Source organism: Kocuria sp. 2SI, from assembly GCF_005502825.1.
GTDB lineage: Bacteria > Actinomycetota > Actinomycetes > Actinomycetales > Micrococcaceae > Kocuria > Kocuria palustris.
In genome coordinates, this window is the sequence record NZ_SCNB01000003.1 from 124998 (window position 1) to 140116 (window position 15119).

Below are 15119 nucleotides of genomic sequence, written 5' to 3' on the forward strand. Positions count from 1 at the left end.
TCTGGACTCAAGTATAGCCCTGCCAACCTTCATGTCAAGAAGACTTGAGTCAGTTCGTATCAACTTTCCGATGTGCCCGTGCACTCCGCTGTCCCGCGCTCGTCAGGGCCCGCTCATACGCCGCACATGCATGCCGCCTACACTGGAGCGCATGTATCGCATCGCAGTCGTGTGCACCGGCAACATCTGCCGCTCGCCGATGGCCGAGTTCGCCCTGGCGCGCGAGCTCGACTGGGCAGGGCTCAGCGGGTCGGTGGCCGTGGACTCCGGCGGGATCTCGGACGAGGAGCACGGCAATCCCGTGGACCCCCGTGCCGCGCGCGTGCTCGAGCGCGAGGGCCTGGATCCCTCGGGGCACAGCGCACGCCAGGTCACCCCGCAGTGGCTCGAGGACCACGACCTCCTGCTGGCCATGACCCCGGACCATGCCCGCGCGCTGCGCGCCATGGCCCCGGAGGGCACCCAGGACCGGGTCCGCCTGTACCGCTCCTTCGATCCGCAGGCCGCCGAGCTGCCCGAGTCCGAGCAGGGCGTGGCCGATCCCTGGTATGGCGGGGCCGAGGGCTTCGAGACTACGTGGGAGATGGTCGTCGACGCGCTGCCGGGGATCGTCGAGCACGCCCGCGAACAGGCAGGGGCCTGAGCCATGCAGGACGTCGAGCTGCACATGGACCCCGCGATCGCCGAGCGCAACCCCTCGGGCATCGCCCTCATGCATCAGCTCACCGAGCCGATCCACCGGCCCCACCTCATCGGGATCGACGGGCGCTCCGGGGCGGGCAAGACCTCGCTGGCCGGGCAGCTCGCGCAGGTGCTGTCCGTGACCCGAGATGTCGTGGTCTTCCACCTCGAGGACCTCTACCCGGGCTGGGACGGCCTGGATCGGGGCATCGCCATGTACGAGGAGTCCATCCTCTCCCCGCTGCGCGACGGCCGGGACGCCTACTGGACGGCGTGGGACTGGCTGGCCGACTCGCCGGGCGGACCGCGGCTGACCCGTGCTGCGGAGATCGTGGTCCTGGAGGGTGTGGGAGCCTGCAGCGCACCGGCGCGAGAGGTCCTCGACGTCTCCGTGTGGGTCGAGCTGCCGGAGGCCCAGCGCCGGGAGCGCGCCCTGAACCGCGACAGCGGCTTCGAGCCCTACTGGGACATGTGGGCCCAGCAGGAGCTGGACTACCTGCAGCGCGATCCCGTGTGGGAGTCCGCCACCATCATCCAGCCCGGCCCCACCGGCTGAGCCCTCGGCCTCACTGCCAGATGAAGCGGTGGGTCCCCAGGAGCTCGGAGACCGCCGGCGCGGCCGCCGCTGCGGCCACGGCCGCCCCCAGCAGCAGCGCATCCGCGCGCCCGAAGCGCAGCGGACGGGCCCAGGTCCGATCCCTGGCATCCACCACGCCGCCGAAGCCGCGCACCTCCATGGTCACGGCCAGCCGCGAGGCCCGCCGCAGGGCCTGCACCAGCAGCCCGAACGCCCGCCCGCCGGCCTCGCGCAGCACAGCCGCAGGACGCCGGGAGCCGCCCACGCCGCGGGCGCGCCGCGCCGTCACGAGCACCTGCCACTGATCGATCATCACCGTCACCAGCCGCAGGCCCACGAGTGCGGCCAGCACGATCCGCACCGGAAGCCGCAGGGTGCGCGCCAGGCGATCGGCCAGATCGGTCGGATCCGTGCTCAGCAGCAGCATCACCCCCGGCAGCGCCAGGGCCAGGGCGCGCAGGGCGATCGCCGCACCGGCGGCCACCGAGCCGGACGTCAGCTGCAGCGGCCCAGCGGAGACCCACAGCTCGCCTCCGGCATCGGAGAGCACCGCGGTGCCCCACCCGGAGAGCACGGCGGCCAGCAGCAGCGGCCAGACCCGCAGCAGCACCGCGGACGGGCGCTGGCCGATCACCGCCAGGCCCACGAGCTCGACGGCCAGGATCAGCCCCGAGGTCACCGGATCCGCCGAGACCAGCAGCGCCAGGCTGAGCACGGCCACGGCGGCCAGCTTGGCCAGCGCGTCCCGTCGGGCGAGCACCCCGCGCTGGCGCCCAGGCGCGGTGGAGGGCTGCGTGCCGACCGCGCGCGGCACGGGCCGCACCGGGACCTCCCGAGCCGCCAGAGCGCGGATCAGCTCGGCGTCATGGGTCACGACCACCACGCAGCGACCCCGCTGCACCTGCTCGGCCAGCAGATCGACGACGGCCGCCCATGTCACGGCATCCTGGCCGAAGGTCGGCTCGTCGAGGATCAGGATCCGCGGGGCCGCGGCCAGCACCGTGCCCACCGACAGGCGGCGCTTCTGCCCGCCGGAGAGCGTGAACGGGTTGGCCTCGGCCAGCTCCGTCAGCCGCAGCCGATCGAGCAGCTCGTCCACGCGCCCGGCGATCTCCTCCTCCGGGACCCCGGCCCGGCGCGGGCCGACCGCGAGCTCCTCGCGCACCGTGCCGGTGAGGAACTGGTGCTCCGGCTCCTGGAAGACCGTGCCGATCCGCTCCACGAGCTCGGGACCGGACCACACCGAAGGATCGTTCGGGATCCCGTCGGCCAGAGCGTCGGCGGCGCGCACCGCACCGGAGGCGGGCACGAGCAGCCCGGCCAGGCTCAGCGCCAGCGTGGACTTGCCGGCTCCGTTGGGACCGGTCAGGGCCACGGCCGACCCGGCGCGCAGCTGGAGGTCGACCGGCAGGGCTGCGGGGGCTCCGGCCATCGAGTCCTCCGGAGCGGGCCGCCCCGAGCGCACGCGCCGTCGGCGCCTGGACAGCCGGCGCTGCGAGGGCTGCTCGCGCGAGACCTCCAGGGCCCCGGCACTCAGCAGCAGGCCGCCTGCCAAGGCCTCCGGCAGCAGCGGCTCGACCTGCGCCCCGGGAGTCCACACACCGGCTCGGCGCAGCTGCTCGGCGTAGGTTCCGTGGGCGTCGAGCAGCTGCGTCGGAGATCCGTCGGCCACCACGCCGCGCGGACCGAGGACCACCACGCGATCCACGAGATCGGCCCACACCTCGGTGCGGTGCTCGACCACCACCAGGGTGGCCCCGGTGTCCTCGACGACCGCCTCGACGGCCCGGCGCACCGTGGCCACGCCCTCGGGGTCCAGGTTGGCGGTGGGCTCGTCGAGCAGCAGCAGCCGCGGGCGCATGGCGGTGATCCCGGCCAGCCCCAGGCGCTGCTGCTGACCGCCGGACAGGGCGGAGGTGTCCCGGTCCGTGGAGATCTCGAGCCCCACGGAGTCCAGGGCGCGGTCCACGCGCGGGCCGATCTCGGCCGCCGGCACCGCGAGGTTCTCAGGCCCGAAGGCGACGTCGTCACCGGCCCGCGCCAGCAGGATCGAAGACTCCGGATCTTGCTGCAGCAGCCCCGTGACCGCGTCCCGCTGCGCCGCCGGGCGCCCGTCCACCAGCAGCTGCCCGCGGGGGCCGCTGCCCGCGCCGTCGTCGGTCTCGTCCTCGGTCTGGGGCAGCACCCCCGCCAGGGCGTGCAGCAGGGTGGACTTGCCCGACCCACTCGCCCCGAGCAGCAGGATCCGCTGACCGGCGGGGATCTGCAGGTCGAGGCCCTGCAGCGCGGGCTCGCCGCGGCCGTCGGGCTGCCAGCCGAAGCCGCGGGCCGTCACGCTCGCCCCAGCGGTGCGGACAGCCTCCGTCATCGCCCGGAGGCCAGGCCCGACAGGACACCGGTGGCACGCAGCGCGCGCACGAGCAGCCACATGGCAAGCCCGGCGATCACCGCGCCAGAGGCCGTGCCCAGCACGACGTAGACCGCCTGGTGAGCCCCCGGCCACTCGTAGTAGTAGAGGAGGCACTCGCTCAGCGTCCCGAGGGCGCCGGCCAGCGCCCCGGAGGCGATCGCCACAGCCGGTCCGAAGCGGCGGTAGCCGAAGGCCAGGAAGACGACCTCCGCCGCAGCGCCCTGGATCAGGCCGGAGATCACGACTGTGGCGCCGAACGTGGTGCCCAGCAGCCCCTGGAAGGAGGCGGCCAGCAGCTCGCAGGCCAGGGCCGCTCCCGGACGGCGGATGATCAGCGCGCCCAGCGGTCCGGCCAGCAGCCACCCGCCCACCAGCAGCCCGCCTGCCGGCGGGTAGCCGACGGTCAGCGCCTCGGAGACCGGGTAGACCAGCGACGACCAAGCCCAGAACAGGACACCGCTGGCGGCGGCCAGCACCGCGAGGACCACGAGGTCGAGCACGCGCCACCGCAGGCGGGAGCGGGAGCCGCGCTGCGGGGAGCGGGCGGCGCCATCCGGGCGCGGGTGGGGACCGCTCTGCGAGCGCGGATCGAGGCCGGGATCGGCGCTGCTGCGATCGGGGCTCAGCGGGTCGGTGCTGCGATGCTGCGTCATGGTGCTCCTCCTGGGGCATCGGGGGCGCCATGGCGTCCCGCTGATCAGGAGGGGAAGGATGCGTGCCGCGCTCGACGGCGGGGCCGGAAGGCGCCGATGCCGCTGCGCGACAGCACCCTCGAGATGCTCGACTCCCTTCGCCGGTGCTAACCGGAGCAGGTTCGAGGGTCTGCGGCGGACCGCACTCTCAGCGCCGTCGGGCGCTCCCCTGTCGTGTGCCTGAGATCCTACGCGAGACGCGGCCGCGATGCAGGTCGGCCGCTGCCACGCACGGAACGGAGGAAGGCGCCGGGAGCGGATGCTCCCGGCGCCTTCGCCATCGATCAGCAGGCCGCGCGCAGCGGCCAGCCCGGACCGGTCGAGATCAGCCGCGGCCCTTGGCCTTCTCCTGCGCCTTGAGCTCGGCCTTCTCGCGCTGCTCGGCGACCTGGCGGTTGACCAGGGTCCGCACGACCGTGGTCAGCACACCGCTGACCACGGCGAACAGGACGATGTCGAGCCAGCGGTCCTCACGGGGGTCGTCGCCCTTGGACGGGACCTGGCGGCCGGTGACCTTCTTCCACGTGGCGTCGAGGCCCTTTGTGGCGGCCTGCACGCCCAGCACGGACGCGCCGGTGCCGATGAGTCCCATGATCTTGGGGTTCATGTCATCTCCTACCCCGAGTGAGCCACTCGGGAGATCGCGGAACCGGCGCCTCAGCCGGCGCCGGAGGTTCGGTGCTCACCCTAGCGCGCTCGGCGAGCCGTTGCGGATCACGACGGGCGGTCCGCGCCGCCCTGCGACTCGGCGGTGTCGGCCTCGTCCAGGGCTGCGGCCAGGTCATCGGCGATCAGCGTCTCATCGAGCACGTGCTTGGTCCGATAGCTCGAGCGCCCCACCATGTGCGCCGAGACCGGCGCCGTGAGCAGCATCAGGGCCCAGCCCAGCAGGGCCAGCGGCAGCAGCGTCCACTCGCGGGAGTGGATCACCACGGCCAGCAGCATGCACAGCAGACCGAGCACCTGCGGCTTGGTGGCCGCGTGCATCCGCGACAGGACGTCCGGCAGCCGGATCAGGCCGAGGCCGGCCGTCAGGGACATGAGGCAGCCCACGAGCAGCAGCACGCCCACGACGATGTCGAGCACGAGGTCCATGGGATCCATCAGCGGTGTCCCTCCTTCTCGGACGGGGCGGGCTTCTGCATCGGGGCGGGCCGGTGATCCTGCTCGGCCCGCTCGCCCTCGACCGGCTCCTTGGTGGCGCCCTCATCGGTCTGGCCCGTCTTCCGTGGCCGCGTGGGCTGGACGAACCGCGCCACAGACACCGAGCCGATGAAGCCCAGCAGCGAGACGGTCACGATGACCATCATGTAGTCGGAGTGATCGCTCCAGACCATCTCCAGGGCGATCGCGGCGACCACCACGGAGAGCAGGACGTCGCTGGAGAGCACGCGGTCCAGCAGCGAGGGTCCCTTCACCAGTCGGTACAGCACGCCGGCGGCCCCACCGGCGAGCATCACGAGGCACACGGCCATGACGATGGTGCTCATCGGCTCTGCTCCTCATCCCGTCGTTCGGCCTTCGATCTGTGGGCGTAGCCCGCCCAGCTGCGCAGCACGGCCCGGGGGTTGAGTCCACGGCCCTTCTGGGCGTCCTCGCGCCGCAGCGCGGCGTAGTCCTCCGGAGAGCCCATCATGCGGATCCAGGCAGCCTCGGTGTTGCGCACGGACTCCCGGAAGTGCTCGATGTCCTCGTCGTCGTGCACGTCCAGGACGTGGAAGTAGAGGGTCGCGTTCGGACGGTCCACCTCCAGCAGCACCGAGCCCGGGATCAGTCCCATGGTGCTTCCGGTGGCCGTGAGGATCAGATCGGAGTGCGAGCGCATCTGCACGGCGGTCACCGACGAGGAGGCCCTGGGCCCATGGGCGATCACGGTCCACATGACCTCGAAGCTGGCGCGGATGACCTGCCACAGGAAGGTGACGAACAGGGTCACGGCGTGCAGCACGTTGAAGCGGCTGGACAGCTGCACGGGCGGCAGTGCCAGCGCCCGGGTGACCAGCAGGGACAGCACGAGTCCCACCAGGAGGTTCTTGGCCGTCAGCTCGCCCCACAGCACGGCCCATACGAGCATGAGCCACAGGATCAGGGGGATCTCCACGGCCCAGCGGTGCTCGCGCCGCCGGGGCCGGGCGGATGAGGACCCGCGGGATGTCGCTGTCGAGCTCACTGATCTGCCTCCTCGGACTGCTCGGAGCCCTGCCGCTGCGCGTCGGCCTCGGCCGAGGGCCGCGAATCCGTGCCGTCGTAGACCTCGCGCTGGATGCCGGCGCCGCTGTCCTCGCCCACATCCTCCCCGTACTGCTCGCCCTCCGGCACGCTCGGTGCGGCAGGGTCGTCGGAGCTCGGGTCCTCGCCGTCGTCCACGACGCCGCGCGGTCCCGATTCGTCGCCGAAGACCGCCTCGACGTAGCGCTCGGGGTGCATGAGGTTCTCCGCGGCGTTGTCGGCCACCGAGAACAGCGGTCCCGCGAAGACCGTGAGGGCGACCCCGACCGCCACGAGCATCCCGGTGGGCATCACCATGAAGAACGGCATGAGCTGCACGTTGCTGCGACCGGCCCACCGGCCGCCGCCCTCGGCCTCCATGGACACCGAGGCGGCGCTGCGGGGCCCGTGCTCCCGTGCCTCGTCCCGGGAGACCAGCAGGACCGGATCCGGGTAGTCGGCGTCGTCGGGGGCGCGCAGGAACGCCTTGTTCCAGATGCGCATCAGGGCCATCAGCGTCAGCAGCGAGGTGAGCACGGAGCCGGCGATCACGACCCAGATGGCCCAGCCGCCCTGGTCGGTGCCCGCCTGGATCAGGCCCACCTTCCCCAGGAAGCCGGAGAACGGCGGGATGCCGCCCAGGTTCAGCGCGGGGATCATGAACAGCAGGGCCAGCAGCGGTGACAGCCCGACCAGACCGCCCAGGCGGTCCGTATTGGTCGACCCGCCCCGGCGCTCGATCAGACCGGCCACCAGGAACAGGCTGGTCTGGATGATGATGTGGTGGACCACGTAGTAGAGCACCGCGGCCAGCGCGGTCTGCGAGCCGACCGCGATGCCGAAGATCATGTAGCCGATGTGGCTGACCAGCGTGAACGACAGCAGTCGCTTGATGTCGATCTGGGCCAGCGCTCCCAGGATGCCCACGACCATGGTGAGCAGGGAGACCCACAGCAGCAGCTGGTCCGCTCTGTCCCCGGGGAACAGCAGCGTCTCCGTGCGGATGATCGCATAGACGCCGACTTTGGTGAGCAGTCCCGCGAACACGGCCGTGACGGGTGCCGAGGCCGTGGGGTAGGAGTCGGGCAGCCAGAACGACAGCGGGAAGACCGCGGCCTTGATGCCGAAGGCGATCAGCAGCATCAGGTGCAGCTGCATCTGCGTGCCCACCGGCAGATCGCCGAGCTTCACGGCCAGATCCGCCATGTTCACGGTGCCGGTGGCCGCGTAGATCATCGCGATGGCGATCAGGAACAGGACCGAGGAGATCACGGAGACGACCACGTAGGTCACGCCGGCCCGGATGCGCTGGGCCGTGCCGCCCATGGTCATCAGGACGTAGGAGGCCATCAGCAGGATCTCGAAGCCCACGTACAGGTTGAAGAGATCACCCGCCAGGAACGCGTTCGAGACGCCTGCGACCAGGATCAGGAACGTGGGGTAGAAGATCGAGATGGGGCCGTCGTCGTCGCCGTCGGCGATGCCCTGCCCGGTCGCGAACAGCAGCACCGCCAGCGAGACCAGGGTCGAGACCACGAGCATGATGGCCGAGAGCTGGTCCACGACCAGCACGATGCCGAACGGGGCCTGCCACCCGGCGATGTTGATCGAGGTGGGGGCCGACTCCCATGCCGTGGCCAGCACGAGGCACTCGGCCAGCAGCGTCAGCGACAGCGACACGATCGCCACGAAGCGCTGGGCCCGGTTGCGGCGCACCAGCACCAGCGACAGCGCCGCGCCCAGGAAGGGCAGGACGATGGCCAGCGGAGCGAGCTGGATGATGTCGAAGCTCACCGCCGTCCCTCCTTGCGCTGACGCCGCCGCTCAGCGGACTCATGCTCCCTGCGGTGGCGTGCCAGCTCCTCGGCCCTCTCCTTCTCGTGCTTGTCGATCTCGTCGTCGTCGAACTCCGAGTCCTCCTCGGGCACCTCGGCGTCCAGCTCCTCGTCGTACGACGACTGGACTGCCACGCGGCGGTCCTCGGCGTCGTCAGTGATCTCATCGCGATGGGAGAGCACCCAGGAGCGGTAGATCATGCCGAGCAGGAACGCGGTGATCGCGAAGCCGATCACGATCGCCGTGAGCACGAGCGCCTGCGGCAGCGGGTCCGAGTAGGCCCTCGGGTCCAGACCTGAGTCGTAGAGCGGCGAGCGCCCTGGCAGCCCTCCGGTGTGCAGCAGCAGCAGGTTGGTGCCGTTGGTCAGCAGCATGATGCCCAGCAGCACGCGGGTCAGCGAGCGCTCGAGCAGCATGTAGACGCCCACGGCGTAGAGCACGCCCATGACCACCAGCATGGTGAGGTTCAGGCTCATCGTCGTCCCTCCCCCGTCCGGTCGTCATCGGTGCTCGTGCGCTTGCCGGCGCTGAGGATCTGCTGCCGGTCCATGCCCCCGCCGCCGAAGTCCTTGAGGTCGGTCTCGGAGACGGTGACGTCCTGCGTGGCGTCGCTCTTGGTCAGGTCGACGTCGTCGCTGGCCTCTTCGCGCAGGACGGTGATCGCCCCGGTGCTGCCCGGGTCCGAGGAGGGGCGGCGCACCACGCGGATGCGGGCACCGCCGCGACCGGCGGCACGACGACGGCGGCGCAGCGCCTCGTCCTCGGTGTGCCGATCGATCTGCCCGCCGAGCGAGCGCAGGACGTCCAGGACCATGCCCACGACCACCAGGTAGACGCCGACATCGAAGATCATGGCGGTCACGAACTTCACCTCGCCGATGATCGGCCAGGTCCACTCGAACGTGTAGCTCTGCATGATCGAGCCGCCGAAGAAGATCGGGGCTATGGCGTAGACCGCGGCAATGGCCAGGCCCAGGCCCAGCATGGTGCCCGCGTTGATGGGCGTCGAGCGCCACAGCTCGTAGCGCCCGCCCGCGAGATAGCGCAGCGTGAGCGCCAGACCGGCGGTCAGGCCGCCGGCGAATCCGCCGCCGGGGAGGTTGTGACCGGCGATCAGGAAGTACAGCGAGACCATGATGATCGTGTGGAACAGCAGCCGGGTCACGATCTCGAGCACGATCGAGCGCCGCTCCGGGGACAGCGTGCGCCCGGCCACTATGTAGGGATCGTCCTCGTCGCCGCGGAAGGACCGCGAGGCGCGGTCGAACTCGGTCTCGAAGCTGCGCGCGGTGATCTCGGCGCGCTGGCGGATCTGGCGGATCTGCCCGGTGCTGGGCTGAGCCGTGGCGTGCGGGCGGTCCCGGCGCCCGAGCACGAAGATCAGCGAGGCGATGCCGGTGGCTGCCAGGACCAGCACGGAGATCTCCCCGAACGTGTCCCACACGCGGATGTCCACGAGCAGCACGTTCACGACGTTCGCGCCGTCGCCCTCCTCGTAGGCCAGCCGCGGCATGGCGAACGAGACCGGGGACTCGGTGCGCGAGGCCATGGAGAAGGCCGCCAGCAGCATCATGAAGCCGCCGAAGAGGATCGCGATGATGGCCCGCGGCAGGCGGGTGCGATCGGCCTTGCGGTCCCACACGGGCGCCGGCAGGGTCCGCAGCGCCAGCACGAAGGCCACCAGGGCGATGGTCTCCACGAGGGTCTGGGTCAGCGCGAGGTCCGGAGCGCCCTGCAGGGCGAAGGTCAGCGCCAGGCCGTAGCCCGTCACGGAGACGAGCAGCACGGCCAGGAAGCGCTTGCCCGCGCGCAGCACGGCCAGGCACGCGCCGATGATCAGCGCGGCCGCCACGAGCTGTCCCCACGAGTCCGCGATGCGCATGGAGCCCAGCGGCGGGGTCTCGTAGAGGAACAGGACGGTGACCGGCACGACGATCGCCGTGATCAGGATGACCGAGAGGTAGAAGCTCAGCGAGCCCCTCTGGGTCTTGCCCGTGACCCACACAGCCAGCTTGTCCAGGGAGTCGATGACCTCGCGGTAGATCCGCTCGGCCGGGGTCATGTGCGGCAGGGAGTGCAGCACCGCGGCCAGCGTGCGGCGATTGGCGTGCATGAGGAGCCCGAGCGCGATGATCCCCAGCGAGATCAGCAGCGCGCCGTTGATGCCGTGCCACAGCGCCAGGTGCAGCGTGGCCTCGCCGGCGAACTCGCCCACCCAGGGCAGCAGCGAGTGCTCGACCGGTCCGGGCACGAAGCCGTAGACGATCGTCAGGACGGTGAGCACCACGGCAGGGGCCACGAAGGAGCGGGCTGCGTGGTGGGCCGGGGTGCGCATGGGCCGGCCGTCCTCGCCCGTGGGCAGCTGGGCGAACGCGCTGCGCTTGACCCCGAAGGCGCCCCACACGAAGCGGGCCGAGTACACGACGGTGAACACCGAGCCGAGGATCACGCCGAGCAGGCGGATCCAGGCCAGGGCGTCTCCCGTGTCCGCCTGGACGTCGTGGAGCAGGGTGCCGAGCACGGCCTCCTTGGCCACGAAGCCCCCGAACGGCGGGACGCCTGCCATCGAGGCCGCCGCGATGATCGCCACGACCAGCAGGACGGGCATCTGGCGACCGACCTCGGAGAGCTTGCGGATGTCTCGGGTGCCGGTCTCGTGGTCGATGATCCCGACCGTGAGGAAGAGGGTCGCCTTGAACAGCGCGTGGCCCACGAGCAGCGCCATGCCGGCCAGGGCGGCGTCGGGGGTGCCGACGGACAGGACCAGGATCATGAAGCCCAGCTGGGACACGGTGCCGTAGGCCAGCAGCAGCTTGAGGTCGTACTGGCGCATGGCGACCCAGCCGCCGAAGACCATGGTGCCGACGCCCAGCGTGAGCAGCATGGGCTGCCAGGCGGCGGTGTCCGAGTAGCCCGGGGCCAGCCGGGCCACCAGGTAGACGCCGGCCTTCACCATGGAGGCGGCGTGCAGGTAGGCCGAGACGGGCGTGGGGGCGGCCATGGCCTCGGGCAGCCAGAAGTGGAACGGGATCAGCGCCGACTTGGTTACAGCGCCCACGAGCAGCAGCGCGATCGCGACGTCGATGATCGGCCCGTGCGAGGCCAGCTGCGGACCCATGGCCACGAGCTCGGAGATCCGGTAGGTGCCGGCGCTCTGCCCCAGCAGGATGACGCCCACGAGCATGGTCAGGCCGCCGGCGGTCGTGATGATCAGGGCCTGCATGGAGGCGCGACGAGCCGAGAGCCGGACGCGGGCATACCCGATGAGCAGGAACGACAGGACGGTCGTGATCTCCCAGAAGATGAACAGAAGCAGGAGATCATCGGCCACGACGAGCCCGTACATGGCCCCGGCGAAGGCGACCAGCTGCGCGCCGAAGGAGCCCGTGTCCGGAGAGTCCTCCGAGAAGTAGCGGGCGCAGTAGGCCAGCACGAGCGCACCGATGCCCAGCACGATCAGCGACATCACCCACGCCAGGGAGTCGGTGCGCAGGGCGATCGCCAGGTCCATGGTGGGCAGCCAGGGGATCACCTGCTGCCACTGCCCGGAATGCGCGGCCCCGCCCTGCAGCAGCACCCAGATGAACGAGGCCGCCGGCACCGCCGCGATGACGTAGAAGGCGGACCGGCCGAAGCGGGTGAACAGGAGCGGTGCGAGCAGAGCGATGGCTGCGTGGGCTATCAGCACTGCCAGCACGTGCGCCTCCGTTGCGGCTCGAGGAGTCGACGACCAGCGGCTCTGCAGGCCGGCCGATCGGTCGAGGGACCGGCGACGAGGGCAGCGGCTCGTAAGTCGTCTTGCGGGGTCGTCTTGCGGGGAACTGCCCAGCAGACTACCAACTCGCCGGCAGGCCCCGCCGTGCCCAGGGCCACCTTCACCTTGTCGCGAAATCGTCCGACGGCCGCCGTCACCCCTAGTCTTCAGCATCATGGAATCCACTGCGCGGCCCGCGGCCGTCGATCCGACGGTTCCCCCTGCTCCGCTGTCCCCCGCCGGGCCCGGCGCCCTGCGCTCCTGGTACCTCTACGACGCCGCGATCTCCGTGATCGATGCGCTGATGATCACGTTCGTCTTCGGGACGTACCTGACGTCAGGGTCCTTCGGCAGCACCGAGCACGCCACGCAGATGCTGTCCCGGGGAACGGTCGTGGCCGCGGTGATGATCGCCGTGGCGGCTCCGCTGATCGGCTGGCTCTCCGACCGCAGCGGCCGCCGATCGACCGGCATCGCCGTGTTCACAGGGATCTGCGCGGCGTGCACGGCAGCCTGCTTCCTCGTGCGCCCCGAGGAGCAGCTGCTCATGCTCGGCGTCGTCCTGCTCAGCGCCGCCAACGCGGCCAAGGAGCTCGCCGTCGTGGACTACTACGCGGCCCTTCCCGGGCTGACCTCCCCGGAGTCGATCGGACGCGTCAGCGGACGCGGCTGGGCTGTCGGCTACATCTTCTCGATCCTGGCCACCGCGTTCGTGCTGTTCGGCTTCATCACGCCCGGCTTCGTGGGGCTGCCCACGGACGAGGCCCTCAACGTCCGGGCGGTCGCCCTGTTCTGCGCCGTGTGGTGCGTCGTCCTGGCTGTCCCGCTGATCGTGAGCCTGCGCCGCATCGAAGTCCGGTGTCCCAGCCACCGGGTCCCGGGCACCGGCGGCGGAGCTCTGGCTCCCTACCGGGAGATCGTGCGCATGGTGGTCCACCTCTGGCGCACAGATCGTCGGGCGCTGCACTTCCTCGCGGCCTCGGCCGTGTTCCGCGACGGCCTGTCCGCCGTGTTCGCCTTCGGCGGCCTGATCGCTGCGGGGACCTTCGGGTTCAGCCTCACCGAGGTCATGATCTTCGCGATCGCGGGCAACCTGATCGCGGGCCTCGGTGCACTGCTGGGCGGCCAGCTCGACGACCGCCTGGGTCCCAAGCCGGTGATCGTCGCCGCACTGGCCCTGGTCGCCGTGGCCGGCACCGCCCTGATGCTGCTCGAGGGCAAGGGGGCCTTCTGGGTCTGCGGCCTGGCGCTGTGCGTGGCGGTCGGCCCGGCCCAGGCCTCGTCGCGGTCCTATCTGGGGCGGCTGACCACCGAGGGCACGGAGGGCTCCCTCTACGGGCTCTACGCCACGACCGGGCGTGCGGTGAGCTTCCTGGCCCCACTGCTGTTCGGGACGGCCATCGGCGTCTTCGGTGAACAGCGCTACGGGATCCTGGGCATCGTGGCCGTCGTCCTGCTGGGCCTTCTCATGATGATCGGGCTGCCCACGCGGCCCCGGCCCGCCGTGGCCGCCGCCGAAGCGGTCTCCACCGCGCACACCGCCTGAGTCCTGCAGCATGCGGCTGCGCACAGCAGCCCGCACCGCCCGAGTGCTCCTCAGCGCGGCAGCTGCGTGCGGTGGAAGCTCAGGTGCGAGCGCGAGGCCGTGGGTCCGCGCTGGCCCTGGTAGCGGTTCTGGTGATCCCCCGTGCCGTAGGGCTCCTCGGCGGACGACGACAGCCGGAAGAAGCACAGCTGCCCGACCTTCGAGCCCGGCCACAGCTTGATCGGCAGCGTGGCCATGTTGGACAGCTCGAGGGTCACGTGCCCCGAGAAGCCCGGGTCGATGAAGCCCGCGGTCGAATGCGTCAGCAGGCCCAGGCGCCCCAGCGAGGACTTGCCCTCGAGCCGGGCGGCGATGTCGTCGGGCAGGCTCACGCACTCGTAGGTGGAGCCCAGCACGAACTCGCCGGGATGCAGCACGAAGGGCTCCTCCGGATCCACCTCCACGAGCCGGGTCAGCCCCGGCTGCTCGATCGACGGGTCGATCACGGCGTGCTTGTGGTTGTCGAAGAGCCGGAACCATCGATCCAGGCGGACGTCGATGCTCGAGGGCTGGATGAGGTCGAGGTCGCAGGGCTCGAGCCGGACCCGCTGGGCCTCGAGCTCGGCGCGGATATCGCGATCGGAGAGCAGCACGGCTGCCACGGTAGTCCACGCGGGCGCCCGACGCATTGGCGCCGTGTCGTGGACTGCGCTAGAGTCGGCGTTCGTCGCGCGGCTGTAGCTCAATGGTAGAGCGCACGCTTCCCAAGCCTGATACGCGGGTTCGATTCCCGTCAGCCGCTCTCTCGTCGGCCTGCGCCGACCGCGCCCGCAGACCCTCCGGTCTGCGGGCGCTTCTCATCGGAAAGGCCCGTCCCGCTGCGGACGGGGCGCTTCGTGCGGCCGCAGCCCCGACGCCACACGCATATGCCGTCAGCGGCATCCGAGCTTCCCCGCACCCCTGCTCGCGTCTCGTGAAAGGCAGCCATGCTGCGCACCATGTTCACCGGCAAGATCCACCGCGCGACCGTGACCCACGCGGATCTGCACTACGTGGGCTCCGTGACCGTCGACCTGGACCTGCTCGAGGCCGCCGACATCCTCCCGGGCCAGCTGGTCCACATCGTCGACATCACCAACGGGGCGCGCCTGGAGACCTACACGATCCCCGGCGAGCGCGGCTCGGGCGTGATCGGCATCAACGGCGCCGCCGCCCACCTCGTGTCCGTGGGCGACCTCGTGATCCTGATGGCCTACGCCCAGATGGACGACCAGGAGGCCCGCACGTACGAGCCGCATGTCGTCCATGTGGATGCCGGCAACCGCATCGTGCACCTGGGACAGGACCCCGCCGAGGCCGTCGTCGGGGACGTGAAGACCCCCGATCACGCCGTGAGCTCCCCGGACGCGCGCGCCGAGCTGGGCGAGCGCGGCTGA

General features: G+C 71.1%; 14 protein-coding genes, 1 tRNA gene and 1 riboswitch. Of the genes, 5 read left to right on the forward strand and 10 right to left on the reverse strand.

Going from position 1 to position 15119, the window contains the following annotated elements:
• The first annotated feature begins 151 nt into the window (after positions 1-151).
• Both FFS25_RS02820 and FFS25_RS02825 read left to right on the forward strand, forming a co-directional pair.
• On the forward strand, positions 152-643 hold the full coding sequence (locus tag FFS25_RS02820; protein WP_137801838.1) for a low molecular weight protein-tyrosine-phosphatase: 492 nt from the start codon (positions 152-154) through the stop codon (positions 641-643).
• Positions 644-646: 3 nt separating this feature from the next.
• A complete protein-coding gene (locus FFS25_RS02825) occupies positions 647-1237 on the forward strand; it encodes a nucleoside/nucleotide kinase family protein (protein ID WP_006213843.1) in 591 nt (196 codons plus the stop codon).
• Positions 1238-1247: 10 nt separating this feature from the next.
• Here the strand turns inward: FFS25_RS02825 and FFS25_RS02830 are convergent, their stop codons facing one another.
• The 9 genes from FFS25_RS02830 to FFS25_RS02870 form a co-directional block, all read right to left on the reverse strand.
• Positions 1248-3626: an ATP-binding cassette domain-containing protein gene (locus FFS25_RS02830; RefSeq protein WP_137801839.1), complete on the reverse strand. Its 2379-nt coding sequence runs from the start codon at positions 3624-3626 to the stop codon at positions 1248-1250.
• Positions 3623-4321 (reverse strand): ECF transporter S component, encoded by a 699-nt coding sequence (locus FFS25_RS02835; protein ID WP_137801840.1) that lies wholly within the window; start codon positions 4319-4321, stop codon positions 3623-3625. The genes FFS25_RS02830 and FFS25_RS02835 overlap by 4 nt, the downstream gene beginning before the upstream one ends.
• Positions 4322-4436: 115 nt before the next feature.
• A riboswitch (TPP riboswitch) is annotated at positions 4437-4541 on the reverse strand.
• A 144-nt stretch (positions 4542-4685) separates the two neighbouring features.
• Complete coding sequence (locus tag FFS25_RS02840) at positions 4686-4967, reverse strand: DUF4235 domain-containing protein (protein ID WP_058870766.1); 282 nt, start codon at positions 4965-4967, stop codon at positions 4686-4688.
• Between the two features lie 107 nt (positions 4968-5074).
• Complete coding sequence (gene mnhG, locus FFS25_RS02845) at positions 5075-5464, reverse strand: monovalent cation/H(+) antiporter subunit G (protein WP_024289798.1); 390 nt, start codon at positions 5462-5464, stop codon at positions 5075-5077.
• Entirely contained in the window at positions 5464-5850 is a 387-nt protein-coding gene (locus FFS25_RS13990) for an MrpF/PhaF family protein (protein ID WP_082676849.1), read from the reverse strand. Before FFS25_RS13990 ends, mnhG begins: the two co-directional genes overlap by 1 nt.
• The gene (locus FFS25_RS02855; protein WP_058870767.1) at positions 5847-6530 is read right to left on the reverse strand and encodes a Na+/H+ antiporter subunit E; all 684 of its coding nucleotides are present in this window, start codon (positions 6528-6530) and stop codon (positions 5847-5849) included. Before FFS25_RS02855 ends, FFS25_RS13990 begins: the two co-directional genes overlap by 4 nt.
• A complete protein-coding gene (locus FFS25_RS02860) occupies positions 6527-8362 on the reverse strand; it encodes a Na+/H+ antiporter subunit D (RefSeq protein ID WP_058870768.1) in 1836 nt (611 codons plus the stop codon). Before FFS25_RS02860 ends, FFS25_RS02855 begins: the two co-directional genes overlap by 4 nt.
• The gene (locus tag FFS25_RS02865; RefSeq protein ID WP_024289794.1) at positions 8359-8880 is read right to left on the reverse strand and encodes a Na(+)/H(+) antiporter subunit C; all 522 of its coding nucleotides are present in this window, start codon (positions 8878-8880) and stop codon (positions 8359-8361) included. Before FFS25_RS02865 ends, FFS25_RS02860 begins: the two co-directional genes overlap by 4 nt.
• Positions 8877-12101: a Na+/H+ antiporter subunit A gene (locus FFS25_RS02870; protein ID WP_058870769.1), complete on the reverse strand. Its 3225-nt coding sequence runs from the start codon at positions 12099-12101 to the stop codon at positions 8877-8879. Before FFS25_RS02870 ends, FFS25_RS02865 begins: the two co-directional genes overlap by 4 nt.
• 232 nt (positions 12102-12333) lie before the next feature.
• Here FFS25_RS02870 and FFS25_RS02875 point away from each other — a divergent pair, with 232 nt between their 5' ends.
• Complete coding sequence (locus tag FFS25_RS02875; protein ID WP_058870770.1) at positions 12334-13704, forward strand: MFS transporter; 1371 nt, start codon at positions 12334-12336, stop codon at positions 13702-13704.
• Between the two features lie 50 nt (positions 13705-13754).
• Here the strand turns inward: FFS25_RS02875 and dcd are convergent, their stop codons facing one another.
• Entirely contained in the window at positions 13755-14336 is a 582-nt protein-coding gene (gene dcd / locus FFS25_RS02880) for a dCTP deaminase (protein WP_024289791.1), read from the reverse strand.
• A 78-nt stretch (positions 14337-14414) separates the two neighbouring features.
• On the opposite strand from dcd, the gene FFS25_RS02885 reads away from it, so the two are divergent.
• A tRNA-Gly gene (locus FFS25_RS02885) sits at positions 14415-14485 on the forward strand.
• Between the two features lie 184 nt (positions 14486-14669).
• Positions 14670-15119 carry an aspartate 1-decarboxylase gene (gene panD, locus FFS25_RS02890; RefSeq protein ID WP_058870771.1) on the forward strand — a complete coding sequence of 150 codons (450 nt, stop codon included), beginning with the start codon at positions 14670-14672 and terminating at the stop codon, positions 15117-15119.